Origin of the sequence: Flavobacterium hydatis (assembly GCF_000737695.1) — a bacterium.
GTDB lineage: Bacteria > Bacteroidota > Bacteroidia > Flavobacteriales > Flavobacteriaceae > Flavobacterium > Flavobacterium hydatis.
Map to the genome: position 1 here is coordinate 1 of NZ_JPRM01000030.1, position 16,029 is coordinate 16,029.

Below are 16,029 nucleotides of genomic sequence, written 5' to 3' on the forward strand. Positions count from 1 at the left end.
ACTTGTAATATAATTATAATATCTTATTAAACTATGAATTGCATTATTATTGATGACGAAGAAATGGCAAGATCCATAATAGAAAAAATGATTGAAAATACATCTCAATTAAACTTGTTAAAAGAATTCTCAAATGCTATTCATGCCATAAAGTATTTAAATGAAAATAATGTCGATTTAATTTTTCTAGACATCCACATGCCTGATTTTACAGGTTTTGATTTTATTAAAACAATTAAAAGTCCACCCAAAATTATACTGATAACTTCTGATAAAAATTTTGCTATCGAAGCTTTTGAATACGAATGTATTGTAGATTATTTAGTAAAACCAATTACCGAAGATCGCTTTCAAAAAGCAATTCAAAAAGCGAATACTACAACAACAATTTTAAATAGAAGTGCTAATGAAGATAATGCAAACGAATTTTACATCAATATTGATCGCCGTCTGATCAAAATTGAATTTGCTTTCGTCAATATTATAGAAGCTAAAGGAGATTATATTCATATCAAAACGGAAAACAAAAACTATGTGGTCCACTCAACCCTTAAAAAAATAGAACACAAATTACCTAAAGATTTGTTTTTGAAAGTGCATCGTTCCTTTATTATCAATACAAAAAAAATTATTGACATTGAAGACAATAGTGTCTTAATTGGCAAAGACGTCATTCCTGTAAGTCGCGCCAATAGACCAGATTTAATGAAACGACTGAACTTATTGTAGCATTTTTATAAAAGAAAATACTACTTCTTTAATACTAAGTTGAAAAAAGCTCTTATTTCTCGTTTTTCTTCACTTTGAATACTGGTTTAGATGTCAACATCCATCTAAGACGCAAACCTACTTCTGTATATTGAAACCCGGCAGCAGTAGCAGACGCAATATTACTTTTAACACCATAAAAATTCGCCAAAAAACGATCTGAAAATTTATAGCCAAATTTAGCTTGCACTCGATAAGTCGATTGCTTGCTATCATTTTCAATGTATTGAAATCCTGTTGCAGCACTTAGTGTGTAAAAGATAGCATTGTTTTCAGCCGATTTTTCATCTTTCAAAAAATCAACAAAAATCTCATAAGCATTAAATTTACTTGGACTAAAATAAATTGTTGGCAATTGTTTTTGAAAGGCAATAAATTGATAATTAAAGCCTGCTTTCAAAATTGGTTTTGATAAAAAATTATAATATAATGAGGTAAATAATAAGTTTCGCTGGTTACTATCACTTTGCGCGCTGTAATAATATTGTGTAAACCATCCTAATTTGAAGTTTGTGCCAATATTATAATTGAAATAAAAATTATTAGCTGTTATCTCTCTACTTACCAGATCAGCATTGAAGTTCTGAATATCTCGCTTATACCCTAATTCTAAATCTTGCAATTTTAAGGGCTTTATTTTGAAAAATACGTCTACTAATAATTGACTATAATTACTAACGAAAGATCTTGCATTACTTGAACCTACTAAAACATTAAAATTTATTTTGGGATGAAATTGCCATTGTGCGCCGACCTTGAAGTCATTAGAGACTGCCGAATTTTTAGTGACTGTATTTTCAGTTTTTCTGTATTGATACATTCCTAAAAAAGCCCATTTCGTCGATATTGGAAAATTCAAAACTGTATTATTAGCGTAGGCTTCATTCTTTCCATTATCAAATGAATAACTTATTATCTCCTCTACACTTGGTGTGAAATTTTCATTTAATTTTTTTAGAAATCCAATAGCATCTTTTTGGTTTTCAAATATTTTCAAGGTAGTATCAACTGCTTCATAAGCTTTTAATGGTTCGCCATCTGCAAAGTAAGCATTCGATATTCCTAAGTTTCCATCAAATGATTTTGCATCGTTGACCAATATATTTTGGTAGTCAGCAATACTTTCTTTAAAATCACTACGATACATTCCTAAAGTTGCAGAAAGCGCTAATACCCAATTTTCATTGGGATTACTAATTTGGTATTCCTTTATTTTTGCTGCTGCTTCTTTGTACTTTCTATTCCAAATTAGTGCCTGAACATAGCGTTCTTTTGTTTGATTTTGTAATTTTATGTCCTCAATAAATTGGCTATTTTTTAATGCTTTTTTGGCTATAGATAAAGCTTCGCTATCTCTTTCGGCTATATGCGAAACTAATGACAATCCGTTTAAAGAAAACAAGCTATCCTTTTTGGATACTGCTAATTCTCGATATACCTTGGTTGCATTTTTTTTATCCTTAGTGATTAAATAAATATTAGCTTTATTCATTAATGTTTCCTTGTCTTTCGGAAAATCCTCAAAATTTTCATCTAATAAAGAAAGTGCAGTTTTATAATCTTGTTGTTGTACCAATTGATTGGCGTATCCCATGCGAATGTATTTCTTAGAAACTAAGGCATTTGGATTTTTAACAGAAACTGCCAAAGCTTTATTTACATAGATTAAAGCCTCCTCATATTGTTTTAAATTAGACAAAGTATTTGCATAGCCTAGTAAAGCCGGAAAACTTTCGGGATGCTTTGCTATCAGGCCAAAGTAATAAGGTTTTGCCTCAGAAAAATTTTTATTCCATAACATGCATTCAGCATAATTCAACTGGATTTCAAAATCATCTGGATACTTTTTTAGTAGTTCAGAAAAAATTACTGTGGCTTTTTCAGGACTTGAATTTAAACCGACAGCTCTACCGTAACATAGCTTTGCCGTTTTATTATCTGGATATGTCTTTAAAATTTTGCTGAAAAAAATTTCGGCTTGAGCAAATTCTCCTTTCTCTAAATTGGTAAAACCCTCTTGCATATCTTGCGCTTGAATTGATAATCCAAGAAGAAAGCAAAAAACTAAGACTATTTCCTTTTTAATGTTCATTTTTAAACATATCTTTTGTAATTAACTGCAAGTTAAGTATAAACATTGATTATTCGTCTACAGTAAAGTGCGGATAATCGAAAAAAAATAAAAAAAAATCTTATAACGAACGTATATTTGTATCAGAATTAAGAAACAAAATAGTAAAATTAATTATGAATAACAGATTTAGCTTGCTGAGTATGTAATACTATTAAGAAAAGAAAGAATTTTAAGAGCTGTCTGAAAGATGACAAACTAAAACACTTTTTTTTATTTCATTTATGTCACTGCCATTAACCTGTTTGTACCAATATTATGCGACTACTTAGAGAATTACATTGCCCTTTATTGTTGGACTTTTGCCTTTTTAAAAATCAATTTTAAAATTGCCTGCAAATTCAAAAAAGACTTGCTAAGTATCAAAAATATGATCTCCTTTTTTGCCGCAAAAGCTATACGTTTTTTTAAAATTAAAATCAATAAAGGCGATGTAATTCTAGTGAAGTACTATTTTAAAAGTTAATTCAATGTCAAATAAAAAGACTTAATTGTTTTTATTTAAAAATTAAAATCAATAATTTATATACAAAAAAGAAGGTTTGTTTTTTCCTTCTGAATCGATGAATCCAAACTGTTTTTGTTTGTTTTTTATCCACGGCCATTTTCCAGCAACTTTATCTGGAACTTTCGGAAAATCATATAAAGTCCAGGAAACAAATGCAAGTTGCTTCTTTTTGAATATAGATTGCATTTTTTTATGATAATTAGCCTGCTTTTCTTTTGAATTACCAAACCAACTCCACAGTCCTCGATTGGACGAAAGCCCAAATTCTTGCATTACCAAAGGCTTTTTGGCTGCTTTTTCTAAAACAGCAAGTTTGTCTTCAAAAAGTGAAATATCTTCATAATAATGATACGATACAAAATCTACCTTATCTTTTAGTATCTCTGCCGATGCAATATTAGAATATCCAATAGTGACCAAATGATTAGCATCGAATTTCTTGACTGCTGCAATCATTTGTTCCAACCAAGGCTTTACATTTTGTTCCCCACGTGATTCAAAATCTAAATCAGGTTCGTTTTTAATATCCCAAGCAATAATATTTTTGCAGTCCTTAAAAGTCGTTACAATTTTCTCTGCATGTCGATGAGTTAAAGTCCAGCTTTCTGGAGCATAATCTCCATAAAAATCGAATAATGTAACGATTACAGCTAGTTTTTTTTCTTCGGCCAAGTCTAAAACTATTTTTACCTTATCTAATTTCTCTTTTGAAACCTCTGCTTTACCAAATTCTTCATAAGGAACAAAAATCCTAATCGTATTGAGTTTTGCTTTTGTTATTATATCAAAATCAGCAGCTATAGTATCTTTATTAAATTTATTTCCAAACATATCCCAAGCAGAATTTTTAGGATAATAATTAATACCTTTTATGATATAGGGAGCACCATTTTTTAAAATTTCATTTCCTTTTACCGTGTATATTTTTTTATTCAATTCTACAGCAACCAAACTCTTTTCTTTTTGCATCCGAACATAGTGTCGAATACGCCAAAAACCATCCTCTAGCAACATTAAAACCTTATAATTTGCAGTATCCCGAACAGAAGTTATAAGCTTGTTATCTTGATAAATATTTTGAAATTCAACTACATTTTTATCGGTAATAACGACTTGTTGGCCGTCTTCGCTATAAAAATCTAACGATGCATGATGTTCTATTATTGTACTCTGGATCGAAATTTTTTTGGCCTTATTATAGGCTATAATTTGTTCTAATTGCTTTCTCGAACTTTCTGTAAAATAATCGTCAATTCCATCATTGACATTGTTTTTAAGAGCATTATTTTTTATTACATAAGAAAACAAATAATGCTTCTCAATTTTCTGGATGGTTTGATTTTCCATCCGTCTACCTTGATTTTTGAAGGTTTCCCACGTTACTTTGGGTAAATATGTATCTAAAGTCTCTTTCTCTAAATGCAGCATCGAACTTCTATCTGCTCCCGAATTTAAGTAGCCCAAAATTTCACTCATTCCAAATAATACCAAAATATTAATCGCAATAAATGAAACTATTAAAATTGCCCGATAATTATTTTTATTGTTAATTACTATCATAATTTTTTTCTTCTACTTTTTGAATACTTCCTAAGGTTGAAATTTCAAATGAATATTTTTTTTCTTTATAATATTCAGATGAAATAGTAAAAACAGCATGGCCTTTTACGCTATCTTCTTGCAAAGTCGCTATGAGTTGATTATGATGATACACTTTTAGAGTCACTTTAATTCCGTCTGGAACTAACTGATTTATAAAACTACGCAACGGGCCGACTATTATAGTGCGCTTATCTTTTGAAAATTCAAATTCAATTTTCGGATTAATCGGTTCGTAGTTAATTGCTATAGAATTACTTTCTGCTATTCCCGCTACATACGCTTTTGCAGTATAAACATCTTGGTGATCAGGATGCAAAATCTGAGCAGTTGCAACTCCGTTTATAGTTGTGCCAAATGATTTTAAAACCATATTATTAGCAGTAGAAATCACAAATGAGACCATGGTTCCGTCGCTTACAACGTTACCAAATTTGTCTTTAATAACAGCTGTTTTTAAGGTCGTAATTTGATTTCCATCAGCATATTGATGATTTCTAGTAAAAGAAATTATGAAATTTGTAGCGATTCCAGGAAAAATTACAGCGTTAAATTCTTTAGTAATGGTAGCATTGCATTGAGCAGAAACCAAAACTATTCCAGATTTTGTAGGAGCATCAATTATTTTCCAAGCAATGAGATTTTTCGTTTTTACCGTTTGATTTGTAATAGTATTTAAAAACTGACTTCTAAAAATTACAGGAGTATTTTCTGGTTTCGGATTATCAAAGCCATCTGTCGGAATGGTAACGTACATTACAAAATGACCATCACCTACCAATGTACTTGGTGGACCTAAATAATTTTCGATATCCGTTTTAGTGTCGTTATTGGGCAAAATTTCAAAGTTTCCCTGTAGTTTATTTTCTCCGTTTACAACCAAAAACCAATCAATACGACCCGATTTTTTAGCATAACTTTTAGGGAGGGCAAAAGTTAATTTATCATTTTTAACGGTGGCATCTAAAAGTGTTTTTCCTAAAGAATGAATTAAAAACAACTGCGGTCTATTTGACGTATTGACCTCAAAATCTAAAGCTATTTTGGCACCTGCTATAAAAGTCTTTTGTTGCGTAATTAGTATAATAGCGCCCGTTTGTTTTTTAGGCAATAAAGTGACTGATACCAATAATATGGTAAACAAACAAAAACAAAATATATAGATTTTATTCTTCATTATCTAGGATTTCCAATGTAATTATTAATTTCAATTTTAATAAACGAATACCCTTTATGTCCTTTAACCCTTTGCATTTGTGCACTTTCTTGTTTACTGTTTCGTACCGGAATTACCGCACGAGCAAGAGCTTCTGATTCTAAACCATTTACAAAACAATTTTCTGTTGAAGATTTTATAATCACAGGATTCAAATCTCTTAGCAAATTATAGGTAAAATATTGCTTACGCTGAATGCGAACACCCTCTTTTATAAACTGGTGATCAACATAAACCAATTCTTTTTTATCATTGTAATACGAAATTAAGAGCTCTGGAATGGTTACTTCTTGAATTCCGTAATTGAATAAAGTACCTTTGATCTGGTTGTTATCTATCACTAAATCTGAAATAGCAACCGAATTATACAAGTCGGTGGTTGCGACATTTCCAGCACTTTGAATATCAAATGTAGCGGGAATATTTTTCAATTCTTTTGGTGTAAATTCATTGGGGTTAAAAGTTGTTGGCTTTACATCAGTTGGCTTTAACCACGCAATATCTTCAAAATTCACCTTAAAACTCGTGACTTCTTTTGGCATCAATTTATGTTTAATAGTATACTTTGCGTTGAATACGGCAATCGATTTATCATTTCTGTCATATAAAGTAGCTTTCAAGACCACATCTGCAGGAACATTATCTATATTTTGAACTTCACCAATCACTATATATTGACTGTCAATTTTTACCAAACTTGCCGATATAATTTCTAAATCTGGTTGGCGCAGTACATCTTCATGATAGGTCTGCTGGGTAGTTATCTTTCGTCTCCCTTGCTTGTAATACGAATTAATATTCTCTGACATGAATTCGTGCGGAGGAATATCGGTATCTTTTTTATCTGGAATGATAAACCATTTCCCGTTTATTTTCTGAACGTCATGTATGTACTTTTTTTCAATTAATTCTAATGGTGTAACCCACTTGGTCGTTGCAATAACTCTAGCTTTGTCTTTACTTTGCTGAACAATTTTAGTTTCGATAGCATCTAACTTGGCGTAAGAATTAAGAACACCATCCGAAACAGAAATTTCCAGCATAAACTGAGCCACCGAGTATTCTTTATTAGGAACAACATAAGAGTGCGCTTTATTATAAAACTTAAAATCTAGAGCATCATAATATGCTTTTACAACATTTTCAGGACTAATCTGTACAGCATTTTTGATATAAATGCGATATGCTCCAAAGCTTATAATTAGTAGTAAAATCCCTGTCCAAATGTGTAGAAATTTTATCATCGCTCTTGGAAAATTAGCATAAACAATTCCATACTTATTGAAAGAAGGTTTTTCTAAAGGCTTTATTTTTAAGGCCTGCAACCAAATCATCTGAACATTAAGTATAAAAGCCAGAAGAATGGTTAACATCGGAATAATTCCCCACATTAATTTCAAATAGATCGGTACTTCATCTTTTGGAAGAATTTTAGACAAGGGCTGCACATTTAGTTTTTCCCACACCATTATACCATTTTCTAATTGTGATAATCGATGCCAACCGCAGAAATAGAGAATTGGATCGTAAAATTTATCGTTAGAAAAAACATATTTCAAATTATATTTTTCAGGAACCGTTAGAAATTGCTGCAATGAACCAATACCTTCAAGTCCTCGAAATTTGGAGTTTTCCAGCCGTTCTACTGCACGAGAAGTCAATTCTGGTAATCTTCTTGCCGAATGGTAATTTCCATCAACCGTCATTGCCTTTGTTTGTGTCGATAAGTAGGCCATCTGATCACCAAAACCTAATGGCAAAAACCTCCAGTGATCGTGTTGATCCTGATTTAAGAAATTGACAATTGGTAAAAAGTTAATTTTTTGCGGTTGCAATGGTCTAAAATACCCTAACGTCATGGTAAACACTGCAAAAAACAAAAAGCAACCAGCAAATAATCCGCCTAGGATCCTCCTATAAACACTCCCAAATTTTACTTGCAAAGCCGTTCTTAAGTCACCTTCAACTAATCGGTACACAAATTCACCAAAAATGGGCAAACTCATTATAGAAGCCCAAAGTGTAAAGCGATCCAAGGTTAGGATATTAAAAGCATTTTCTCCTAAAATTGCTAAGGGAATTGGAGTTGTGCCGCCCGTTCCTAAAACAGTGAGCAAGGTTAAGGATAATCCGAAAAAAATATACCTTTTGCTGTAATATCTATAAAATATATAAGGCAATATAAAAAGTAATATTCCCCAAGGTATCAAGAAGAACATCAAGCCAGAAGAGGTTACTTCTATAAAATTGTCGCGACTTCCATGCGGAATAGGAACCTGAGTGATGGGATTGGCTTTAGAATTAATCCAATACGGCAGTATACAAAATACTAGCAGAAAAACGGCGCTACCACAGAAAAGAATAATCCGTTTTAATAATGATAGAAATGTTTTATAGAATATTTTGAATGTGATTTCCTTGAATGAATTGACATTTTCGCGAGCGGTATCCATTACTATCATACCGATTAAAGGCGAAACAAAAAATACCATTCCAAATAAAGGTGTAACATGATGCGAACAAACGGTTACGGCCATCAAAGACAGAGAGGTGAAGTAATATTTCTTTTTGCCTGTTTTGATAAAAAGATAAATCTCTGGAAGTGCATGCATTAAAACAGAAACTCCAATAATACTGGGAAGCTGTCCAAAAATATGCAATGTTTCTACAAAAGAAGAAGAAACCACTGCCAGAATAGCAGAATAACCTGCAACGGTTCTATTTCCAGTTATTAAAAGTGAAAATCTAAAAGTTCCTGCAATGAATAAAATAATCCCAACGATGGCAACAGTAAACATACCAAATTTCAAACCTCCAATTAAAGAAAGTAACCCAATGGTTTGGTGCACTAATGGAGGATAACTCATCACATTAAAACCCGTATACCAACTATAATTCCAAGGTTCAAACCAACTGTGGGCATAATGATTTCCGAAAAACATGTGAATTAAAGCATCATAAGAACTTTCTAAAGTAAAAAAAATAGCGCTGCCATGGAAAGTCAATCCAAAAAGTAAGGCTACTATCAAATATTTATTAGAAGTTTCTTTCAATCACTCTTATTTTACATTATTGTTTTTGTAAATATAGGGATATCGTCTTATAGAAGAAAACGATATAACTGTACAAAATGTCCTTTCATCGAAAGAAACAGTACCAAACATCTAAAATATCAAAAAAAGTCATACAAGAGCTCTAATTTTACATCAGAATAATATTCTAAAATAAGTATTGCCAGAATCATGTAATTAGAGCATCACAGTGATGTTATTTTCAAAAAAACAAAACATCTTTTGTTTAAATCTCTTGTAGAGACTTTCGTTGAAAGTACTTTTTAATTTCAAAAATTACAATTCATAATAAATATGTTGATTTAGTTAATTGTTGCCGAAAAGGAATTTATCTTATAAATTCCTTTTCATTTTTGTTAAAGTTTTCTTATTTTTCTTATATTTGTTTATAAGAATAAGCTTTTTAAAATTTCATCATACTATTTTTTTAATACTACACACTTGAATTGAATATTAAAAATACTTATAAAAAGATCACTGCGGAAAAATTTTTTATGCTTACAATTTTATTTGTAAATGCAGGAAATTATTTGTACAATTTGCTATTAGGAAGAATACTTGGTCCTTCTGAGTTTGCTGACGCTGCGATCTTAATAACTTTGCTTTTAGTATTGTCTTTTGTTGGAATGACATTTCAGGTTACTGCGGCTAAATATGCCGTTTTGCTAGAAGGAACGCAATTGCATGTTTTTTTAAAATTTATTTTTAAGTATGCACTCCTCTTCGGTGTAATACTGGGATTTACAGTAGTAGTATTCAGCCATCAATTGCAAGAAATTTTTAAAACCAAAACCTCACTAATGTTCGTTTTGTTTGGTTTGGGACTTCCAATGTATTTTATAATGAGTATTAATAGGGGTTTATATCAGGGGAAAAATGATCTGAGAAATTTGTCAAAAACCTACTATTTTGAAATGTTATGTCGTTTGATTTTGACACTTTTGTTACTCTACCTTTTACCTCAAATTCAATCTTCTATTATCATCGCAGTAGGAATTTTAATTTCTTTTGTCTTTGGTTTGATTCCCTTTCAAAAAATAATTAACAGCAAAAACAAACAGACTCTAAGTGACAATTTAGATACAAAATCCATTATTACATTTTTCGCTTTAACAGCCTTCTATGAATTAACGCAAATCATCATTAACAATAGTGATATTATTTTGGTTAAACATTATTTTGATAATGAAAAAGCGGGCTTATATGCTTGTTTAGCATTAATAGGCAGGGTAGTATATTTTGTCGCTTGGATGTTTGTAATGCTCCTTTTGCCCAAAGTAATACAGTTAAAAAAACAGGGTGAAGATACACTTCCGATTCTATTAAAATATGTTTTATATATTGTTTGCTTGTCTACAATAATTGTTCTAAGTGCACTCTTATTTCCAGAAATTGTAGTGCGATTAATGTTTGGCGAGAAATACCTACCCATAGCTTTTTTGTTGTGGAAATATGCATTGGCAACTTCAATTTTTGCTATCGCAAATATTTTTGCTTACTATTTTCTTTCTATAAATAAGTATGTGCCTGTTGTAATATCAGCCTTTCTGGGACTTACACAAATAATTCTAATAGTCCTCTATCATAATTCACTCGAACAAGTGGTTGTTATGCAAATCATCGCGATGGTGGTATTATTATTATTTCAATTGTTTTTTTTCTTTTTTAATAACAATAAAAAGTAACATTTTAAATATGAAAGTAGCTGTAGTCACTGCATTTCCGCCAAGTAAAGTTACACTAAATGAATATGGTTATCATTTGGTAAAAAACTTTGTTCAAAACTCAGAAGTATCCGAATTAATTTTATTATCCGATAAAACATCTGAAGCGAAACAATTAGACTTTGACCAAAAAGAAAAGGTAAAAGTAAAAGAATGTTGGAGATTTAACAGTTACACCACTATTTTTTCTGTTCTTAATGCAGTTCGAGAAGAACAACCAGATGTGATTTTGTTTAATCTTCAGTTTGTAAAATTTGGAGATAAAAAAACACCTTCTGCCTTGGGATTATTGTTACCCATGATTTTGAGATTTTTTGGATACAAAACAGTGGTTTTATTACATAACATTTTAGAGCAAGTTGATCTAGAAAAAGCAGGATTCACAGAGAGTAAATTCATGCAGAAGATCTATAATTTTATTGGAACTAACATTACCAGATGCATTTTGAAAGCCAATAAAGTTGCTGTAACTATTCATAAATATGTGGATGTTTTAAATGCTAAATACCATACCAAAAATGTAATGCTAATTCCACATGGGACATTCGAATCAGTCAAAAATCCTAATTTTGAAATTAAATCTGGCCCTAAACAAATTATGGCTTTTGGTAAATTTGGAACCTACAAAAAAGTCGAAATTTTAATTGATGCAGTCGAAATTGTTAGAAAAACAAATCCAGAAAAATTAGAAGTCGTGATTGCTGGAACAGATAGTCCAAACACACCTGGATATTTAGATGGAGTACAAGAAAAATACAAAAACGTTGAGGGAATAATTTTTACCGGCTATGTTGAAGAAAATAATGTAGAACGAATTTTTACTGATAGTACAATTGTGGTATTCCCTTATACATCTACTACTGGTAGTTCTGGAGTTTTGCATCAAGCAGGAAGCTACGGCAAAGCAGTTATCATGCCTGATTTAGGTGATTTGGCCTTGCTAATTAAAGATGAAGGGTATAAAGGAGAATTTTTTAATCCGGAAAGTGCCGATTCTTTAGCTATAGCGATTGACAAAATTATTTCAAACGATACCTATCGAAAAGAATTAGCAATTGCTAATTTTCAGGCTGCAAGCGCCCTATCAATGGACAAAATTATAATGATGTATATAGAATGTTTTAAATCAATACAATAAACTTAAATGTAATATTATGAAAATACTAATAGTAGATGATCAGCAATTGGTCTTGTTGTCTTTAGAAAAATTGCTAAGTGGTTTAGGATATGAAGTTATAAGTACAGACAATATAATCGATGCCATAGCTAAATATGACAGTGAAAAGCCAAATTTAGTTATTGTTGACATTAATATGTCTAATCTCTCTAATACAGAATCTTTAAATGAGCATCAATCTGGTTTGGAGGTAGTCAAACATATCAAGCAAATCAAAAAAGACAACACTCCTGTAATGGTTTTATCTGGTAATACTGATGAAGAAGTCATTATAAAAGGTTTTGATTTAGGTATTGATGACTACATGAAGAAGCCTTTGAGTTTAAGCGAAATTGGTGCGAGAGTAAAAAGATTAATAGGCTCTACTATTGAAAAAAGTGTTACGGAAAAACCCAATTCGAAAGAGCGATATATCCAAAACAAGTGTATTGGAGTTGTTATTCCGTGTTATAACGAGGAAACTCGTTTGTCTAGTGATGAATTTAAGTCTTTTGTACATAAAAATTTAGGTTACCATTTGTGTTTTGTAAACGATGGAAGTAAAGACAATACACTAGCTGTATTGCATGAATTAACAAAAGGAAAAGAAGAATATATTAGCGTTTATGATTGTAAAAAAAATGGTGGAAAAGCCGAAGCTGTCCGTCTGGGAATGTTACACTTGGCCAAGCAAAATCAATTTGATTACATCGGTTTTTTAGACGCCGATTTATCGACCAATTTCGATGATTTTCAAGATTTGGCAGATACAATTTATAACTCTAAATACAAATTGGTTTTTGGCTCCAGAATTTCAAGAATGGGAGCTGATATTACCAAACAATCCGCAAGAGCTATTATTAGCAAAACTATAAATTATATCATTAGAAAAATTCTTGGAATGGAAATTAACGATACACAATGTGGCGCCAAAATAATGACAAAAGAAATTATAGAAAAAACCTTTAATGAAAAATTCATAACAAAATGGGTTTTTGATGTAGAGATTTTTATGCGGATGAAAAAAATATATGGCTCTACGAAGACTCAAGAGTTAATTTTAGAAAAACCCTTAAACAGATGGATTCACATGGATGGTTCGAAATTGTCATTTAAAGATTCCATAAAAATTATTGGTCAAATTGGCCAAATCGCACTTCATTACAGGTAAAAAACTACAACCAGTAAAGTATAGAGCAAGTTAAAACCATAACTTGCTTTTCGCTTTTTTTATTAAAAAAGTACTTTTATGACAAACGGTTAAAGATTATTTTGACTCTATTTGTTTTTTAATATCTCTGACATATAATAGGAGAATGTAAAGTATCATAATATATGTATTAACTGCCAATAATAATACCATTCGTAAACTAAGCTTTTTTACAAATCGTTTACAAAATTTTGCATTAACTGTAAAATACTTTCAAATTTGTCTTCAGATCCAAGTGTGCCATTTAATAAGTAATTTTCGTATTCATGAGTAATATCATAGCTTTTTTCAAGGCCTAAAATAGATATTTTATGCTTTAATTTATGAACACACTCTGCTGCCAGCTTATAATGCTGCTCTTGCATACATTTATGATAGGAATCTATTTCAAGAGGTAGTTCTTTTTTAATAATTGCAATCATTTTTTGCTTAAATGCATAGTCTTCTCCGCAGAGTTGGTCAATATAATTTAAATTAGGCTGTTCCATAGTTTTTAGGTAAGGTAAAATAAAATGTTGTTCCAATGTTTTCTTTACTTTCAAGCCAGATCGAACCTTTATAATACTCAATAATTTTGTTAACTATAGAAAGCCCTACTCCTGAATTTTGATTGTTGCTTTCTAATTTTGTGAATATTTTAAAAATTTTGTCGTGGTATTTTTCAGCGATTCCGATGCCATTATCTTTGATGTAAAATTCAAAATCTTGCTCTTTTTCTCTACAACCAATTTCAATTTGGCCTTGAGACTTATCATTATAATGGATGCTATTTTCAATTAAATTTTGCATTAATTGTTTGAATCGCCATGTATTTCCTTTTATTTTTGGTAAATCATTGATTATCGAAATTTCAATATTTTTCGGAATATGAATATCTCTCTTTATTTCGTCAATTACCTCATTAAGATCAATTAATCTTTCTTCAGATTCTAACTTGTCTACAGTAGAATAATCTAAAATTCCTTTGATGAGCAAATCCATTTTTTCGACATTAAAAAGTACCTGATTAAGCGAGTTTAAGCAACTTTCACCCATTTCTTTATTATCCTCAATGACCCAATTAATAAGGGTGTCTATATTTCTGAGTGGTGCTTTTAAATCATGAGAAACAACATGAGCATATTCGTTAAGTTCTTTATTATGATTTTCTAAACTCTTTAGTAATTCTTCTCTTTGCTTATTCATAGTCACAATTTCTATAGATTGTTTTTTTAAGAAATCGGATTGATTAAAATCTTTTTCATTACCTAATTTTTCAGCATCCAAATTCATAGAATTCAATATTTCTGTCAAATTTGAATTTATTTCTTTTAAACTATTGGCTTCATCGCGTAGTTTTTTATTGGCTTGGAAAAGTTCATCAGAACTAATTTTCATTGCTCGCTGCAACATGTTCATCTGATCCTCGTGATTATCATAAGATTCATTGACTGCCTGCAAAAAATGCTTTAAATCTTTTAAGTGCTCAGGGTTTATAAATTTAGCAATTTGCCTTTTTAAAAGAGTATTCATTATTCGCTGATTAGGGTTAAAGTCATGGTTTGATTATGTAATTCACAAAAAGTATTCTCGCTAAATGGAGCCATTTCGCCATACGAGTAAAACCCGGTAATTGCTACTTCATTTCCTATTATTTCTTGCACTTGCTCTATTTCCTCTTCAACCCGTTGATTCATAACTAATTTTCTTCCTACGCAACTCACTAGTAAAGCAAGTTGTGGGTGATTTATTCTATTTTGCATTGCTAACATTGCCGCTTGTGAAGCTCCCTCGGCGATAGCATCTACAGAAGCCATCATGAGCTGTACTTTGGCATTTTCAGGCACTTCTCCAGCTAAAATCATCGACTGATCTTCGTTATTGATATTTAAAATGGTACGAACTACAGCTTGTGATTTACCTTCGGGCGTAACATTTAAAGGATATAACAAAGAAGCTTGCGGCAACTCATTGGCTTTGTCTCCTAAGTATTTTTTATACAAATCTAAAGCAGGTTGTCCATCGATTTCATACAATACATTGGCTTCTGATCTGGTAATAATTCTTTCGGGACCAAATGAGCTCCATCCTCCAAAACTGGAAAACGAAATTTCTAAAGTTTCTCCATAAAACCCAATTAAAACGACTTCTCCTTCTTTTGGATTTTCTTTATAAGAAGCCAATGTCTTCTCAAATTTTGCATCGTCTCCACACATTCCTCCTGAGATAGGCACTTTATTTTGAATGCCATTCTCAAGACCCTCAATAAGTGAGCTTCCGTTTACGAAACTACCTTCTGAAAGTACAAATAAATGCTTTAAGTTTTCTTTGGGTATTTGTTGGTAAAGAGATTCCCCTAAAGCATTTGCATCTTTATTATGATTAAAAATATTATCGGTTTTAATTGCAAACGTACTTTTTTCAAATTCTATAGCACTAACAACAATAGAATCATCAAAGACATTTGCATCTAAAATTTCACCCGCTGTAGAGCCAAAAACCAGATGTTCATAAGGAAACTCGTTTCTAATAGCATCAATGACTTCTGGAAGCTCTAATTGCATCCTATTGGCAAAAACAAGTACCAGCGGATTTTTTAGTTTTTCCTTATTTGTTAGGTACTGCCAATTTTCATTCTTTTTTTTATAAGCTTGAATTATTTTCATA

The 16,029-nt window shown here is 31.1% G+C and carries 11 protein-coding genes; 4 read left to right on the forward strand and 7 right to left on the reverse strand.

The window, feature by feature from the left end:
- Positions 1–33: 33 nt before the first annotated feature.
- Positions 34–729, forward strand: coding sequence for a LytR/AlgR family response regulator transcription factor (locus tag IW20_RS17730; protein WP_035625416.1), 696 nt, complete (start codon positions 34–36; stop codon positions 727–729).
- Between the two features lie 52 nt (positions 730–781).
- Here the strand turns inward: IW20_RS17730 and IW20_RS17735 are convergent, their stop codons facing one another.
- The 4 genes from IW20_RS17735 to IW20_RS17750 form a co-directional block, all read right to left on the reverse strand.
- A complete protein-coding gene (locus tag IW20_RS17735; protein WP_035625418.1) occupies positions 782–2,860 on the reverse strand; it encodes a tetratricopeptide repeat protein in 2,079 nt (692 codons plus the stop codon).
- 553 nt (positions 2,861–3,413) lie between these two features.
- Positions 3,414–4,967, reverse strand: a complete 1,554-nt coding sequence (locus IW20_RS17740; RefSeq protein WP_089052222.1) for a cellulase family glycosylhydrolase — start codon at positions 4,965–4,967, stop codon at positions 3,414–3,416.
- Positions 4,954–6,183: an Ig-like domain-containing protein gene (locus IW20_RS17745; protein WP_089052223.1), complete on the reverse strand. Its 1,230-nt coding sequence runs from the start codon at positions 6,181–6,183 to the stop codon at positions 4,954–4,956. Before IW20_RS17745 ends, IW20_RS17740 begins: the two co-directional genes overlap by 14 nt.
- Positions 6,183–9,275 (reverse strand): membrane protein, encoded by a 3,093-nt coding sequence (locus tag IW20_RS17750; protein WP_035625420.1) that lies wholly within the window; start codon positions 9,273–9,275, stop codon positions 6,183–6,185. Before IW20_RS17750 ends, IW20_RS17745 begins: the two co-directional genes overlap by 1 nt.
- Positions 9,276–9,739: 464 nt before the next feature.
- On the opposite strand from IW20_RS17750, the gene IW20_RS17755 reads away from it, so the two are divergent.
- The 3 genes from IW20_RS17755 to IW20_RS17765 are packed head-to-tail and all read left to right on the forward strand — an operon-like array spanning position 9,740 to position 13,344.
- Positions 9,740–10,978 carry an MATE family efflux transporter gene (locus tag IW20_RS17755; protein ID WP_035625423.1) on the forward strand — a complete coding sequence of 413 codons (1,239 nt, stop codon included), beginning with the start codon at positions 9,740–9,742 and terminating at the stop codon, positions 10,976–10,978.
- 10 nt (positions 10,979–10,988) lie between these two features.
- Positions 10,989–12,155, forward strand: coding sequence for a glycosyltransferase (locus IW20_RS17760; protein ID WP_035625426.1), 1,167 nt, complete (start codon positions 10,989–10,991; stop codon positions 12,153–12,155).
- A gap of 16 nt (positions 12,156–12,171) precedes the next feature.
- On the forward strand, positions 12,172–13,344 hold the full coding sequence (locus IW20_RS17765; RefSeq protein ID WP_035625429.1) for a response regulator: 1,173 nt from the start codon (positions 12,172–12,174) through the stop codon (positions 13,342–13,344).
- A 209-nt stretch (positions 13,345–13,553) separates the two neighbouring features.
- Here the strand turns inward: IW20_RS17765 and IW20_RS17770 are convergent, their stop codons facing one another.
- From IW20_RS17770 to IW20_RS17780, 3 genes are read right to left on the reverse strand one after another with little or no spacing between them, the layout of a single operon-like run.
- On the reverse strand, positions 13,554–13,871 hold the full coding sequence (locus IW20_RS17770; protein ID WP_035625432.1) for a hypothetical protein: 318 nt from the start codon (positions 13,869–13,871) through the stop codon (positions 13,554–13,556).
- Positions 13,858–14,895, reverse strand: coding sequence for a sensor histidine kinase (locus IW20_RS17775; RefSeq protein ID WP_035625434.1), 1,038 nt, complete (start codon positions 14,893–14,895; stop codon positions 13,858–13,860). Before IW20_RS17775 ends, IW20_RS17770 begins: the two co-directional genes overlap by 14 nt.
- Complete coding sequence (locus tag IW20_RS17780) at positions 14,895–16,028, reverse strand: FIST signal transduction protein (RefSeq protein ID WP_035625437.1); 1,134 nt, start codon at positions 16,026–16,028, stop codon at positions 14,895–14,897. Before IW20_RS17780 ends, IW20_RS17775 begins: the two co-directional genes overlap by 1 nt.
- Position 16,029: the final 1 nt, after the last annotated feature.

Excerpts from the sequence above, each read along its gene's own strand:
- IW20_RS17730 (WP_035625416.1), top strand. The coding sequence starts at position 34 with ATGAATTGCATTATTATTGATGACGAAGAAATGGCAAGATCCATAATA.
- IW20_RS17735 (WP_035625418.1), bottom strand. The coding sequence starts at position 2,860 with ATGAACATTAAAAAGGAAATAGTCTTAGTTTTTTGCTTTCTTCTTGGA.
- IW20_RS17740 (WP_089052222.1), bottom strand. The coding sequence starts at position 4,967 with ATGATAGTAATTAACAATAAAAATAATTATCGGGCAATTTTAATAGTT.
- IW20_RS17745 (WP_089052223.1), bottom strand. The coding sequence starts at position 6,183 with ATGAAGAATAAAATCTATATATTTTGTTTTTGTTTGTTTACCATATTA.
- IW20_RS17760 (WP_035625426.1), top strand. The coding sequence starts at position 10,989 with ATGAAAGTAGCTGTAGTCACTGCATTTCCGCCAAGTAAAGTTACACTA.
- IW20_RS17765 (WP_035625429.1), top strand. The coding sequence starts at position 12,172 with ATGAAAATACTAATAGTAGATGATCAGCAATTGGTCTTGTTGTCTTTA.
- IW20_RS17770 (WP_035625432.1), bottom strand. The coding sequence starts at position 13,871 with ATGGAACAGCCTAATTTAAATTATATTGACCAACTCTGCGGAGAAGAC.
- IW20_RS17775 (WP_035625434.1), bottom strand. The coding sequence starts at position 14,895 with ATGAATACTCTTTTAAAAAGGCAAATTGCTAAATTTATAAACCCTGAG.
- IW20_RS17780 (WP_035625437.1), bottom strand. The coding sequence starts at position 16,028 with ATGAAAATAATTCAAGCTTATAAAAAAAAGAATGAAAATTGGCAGTAC.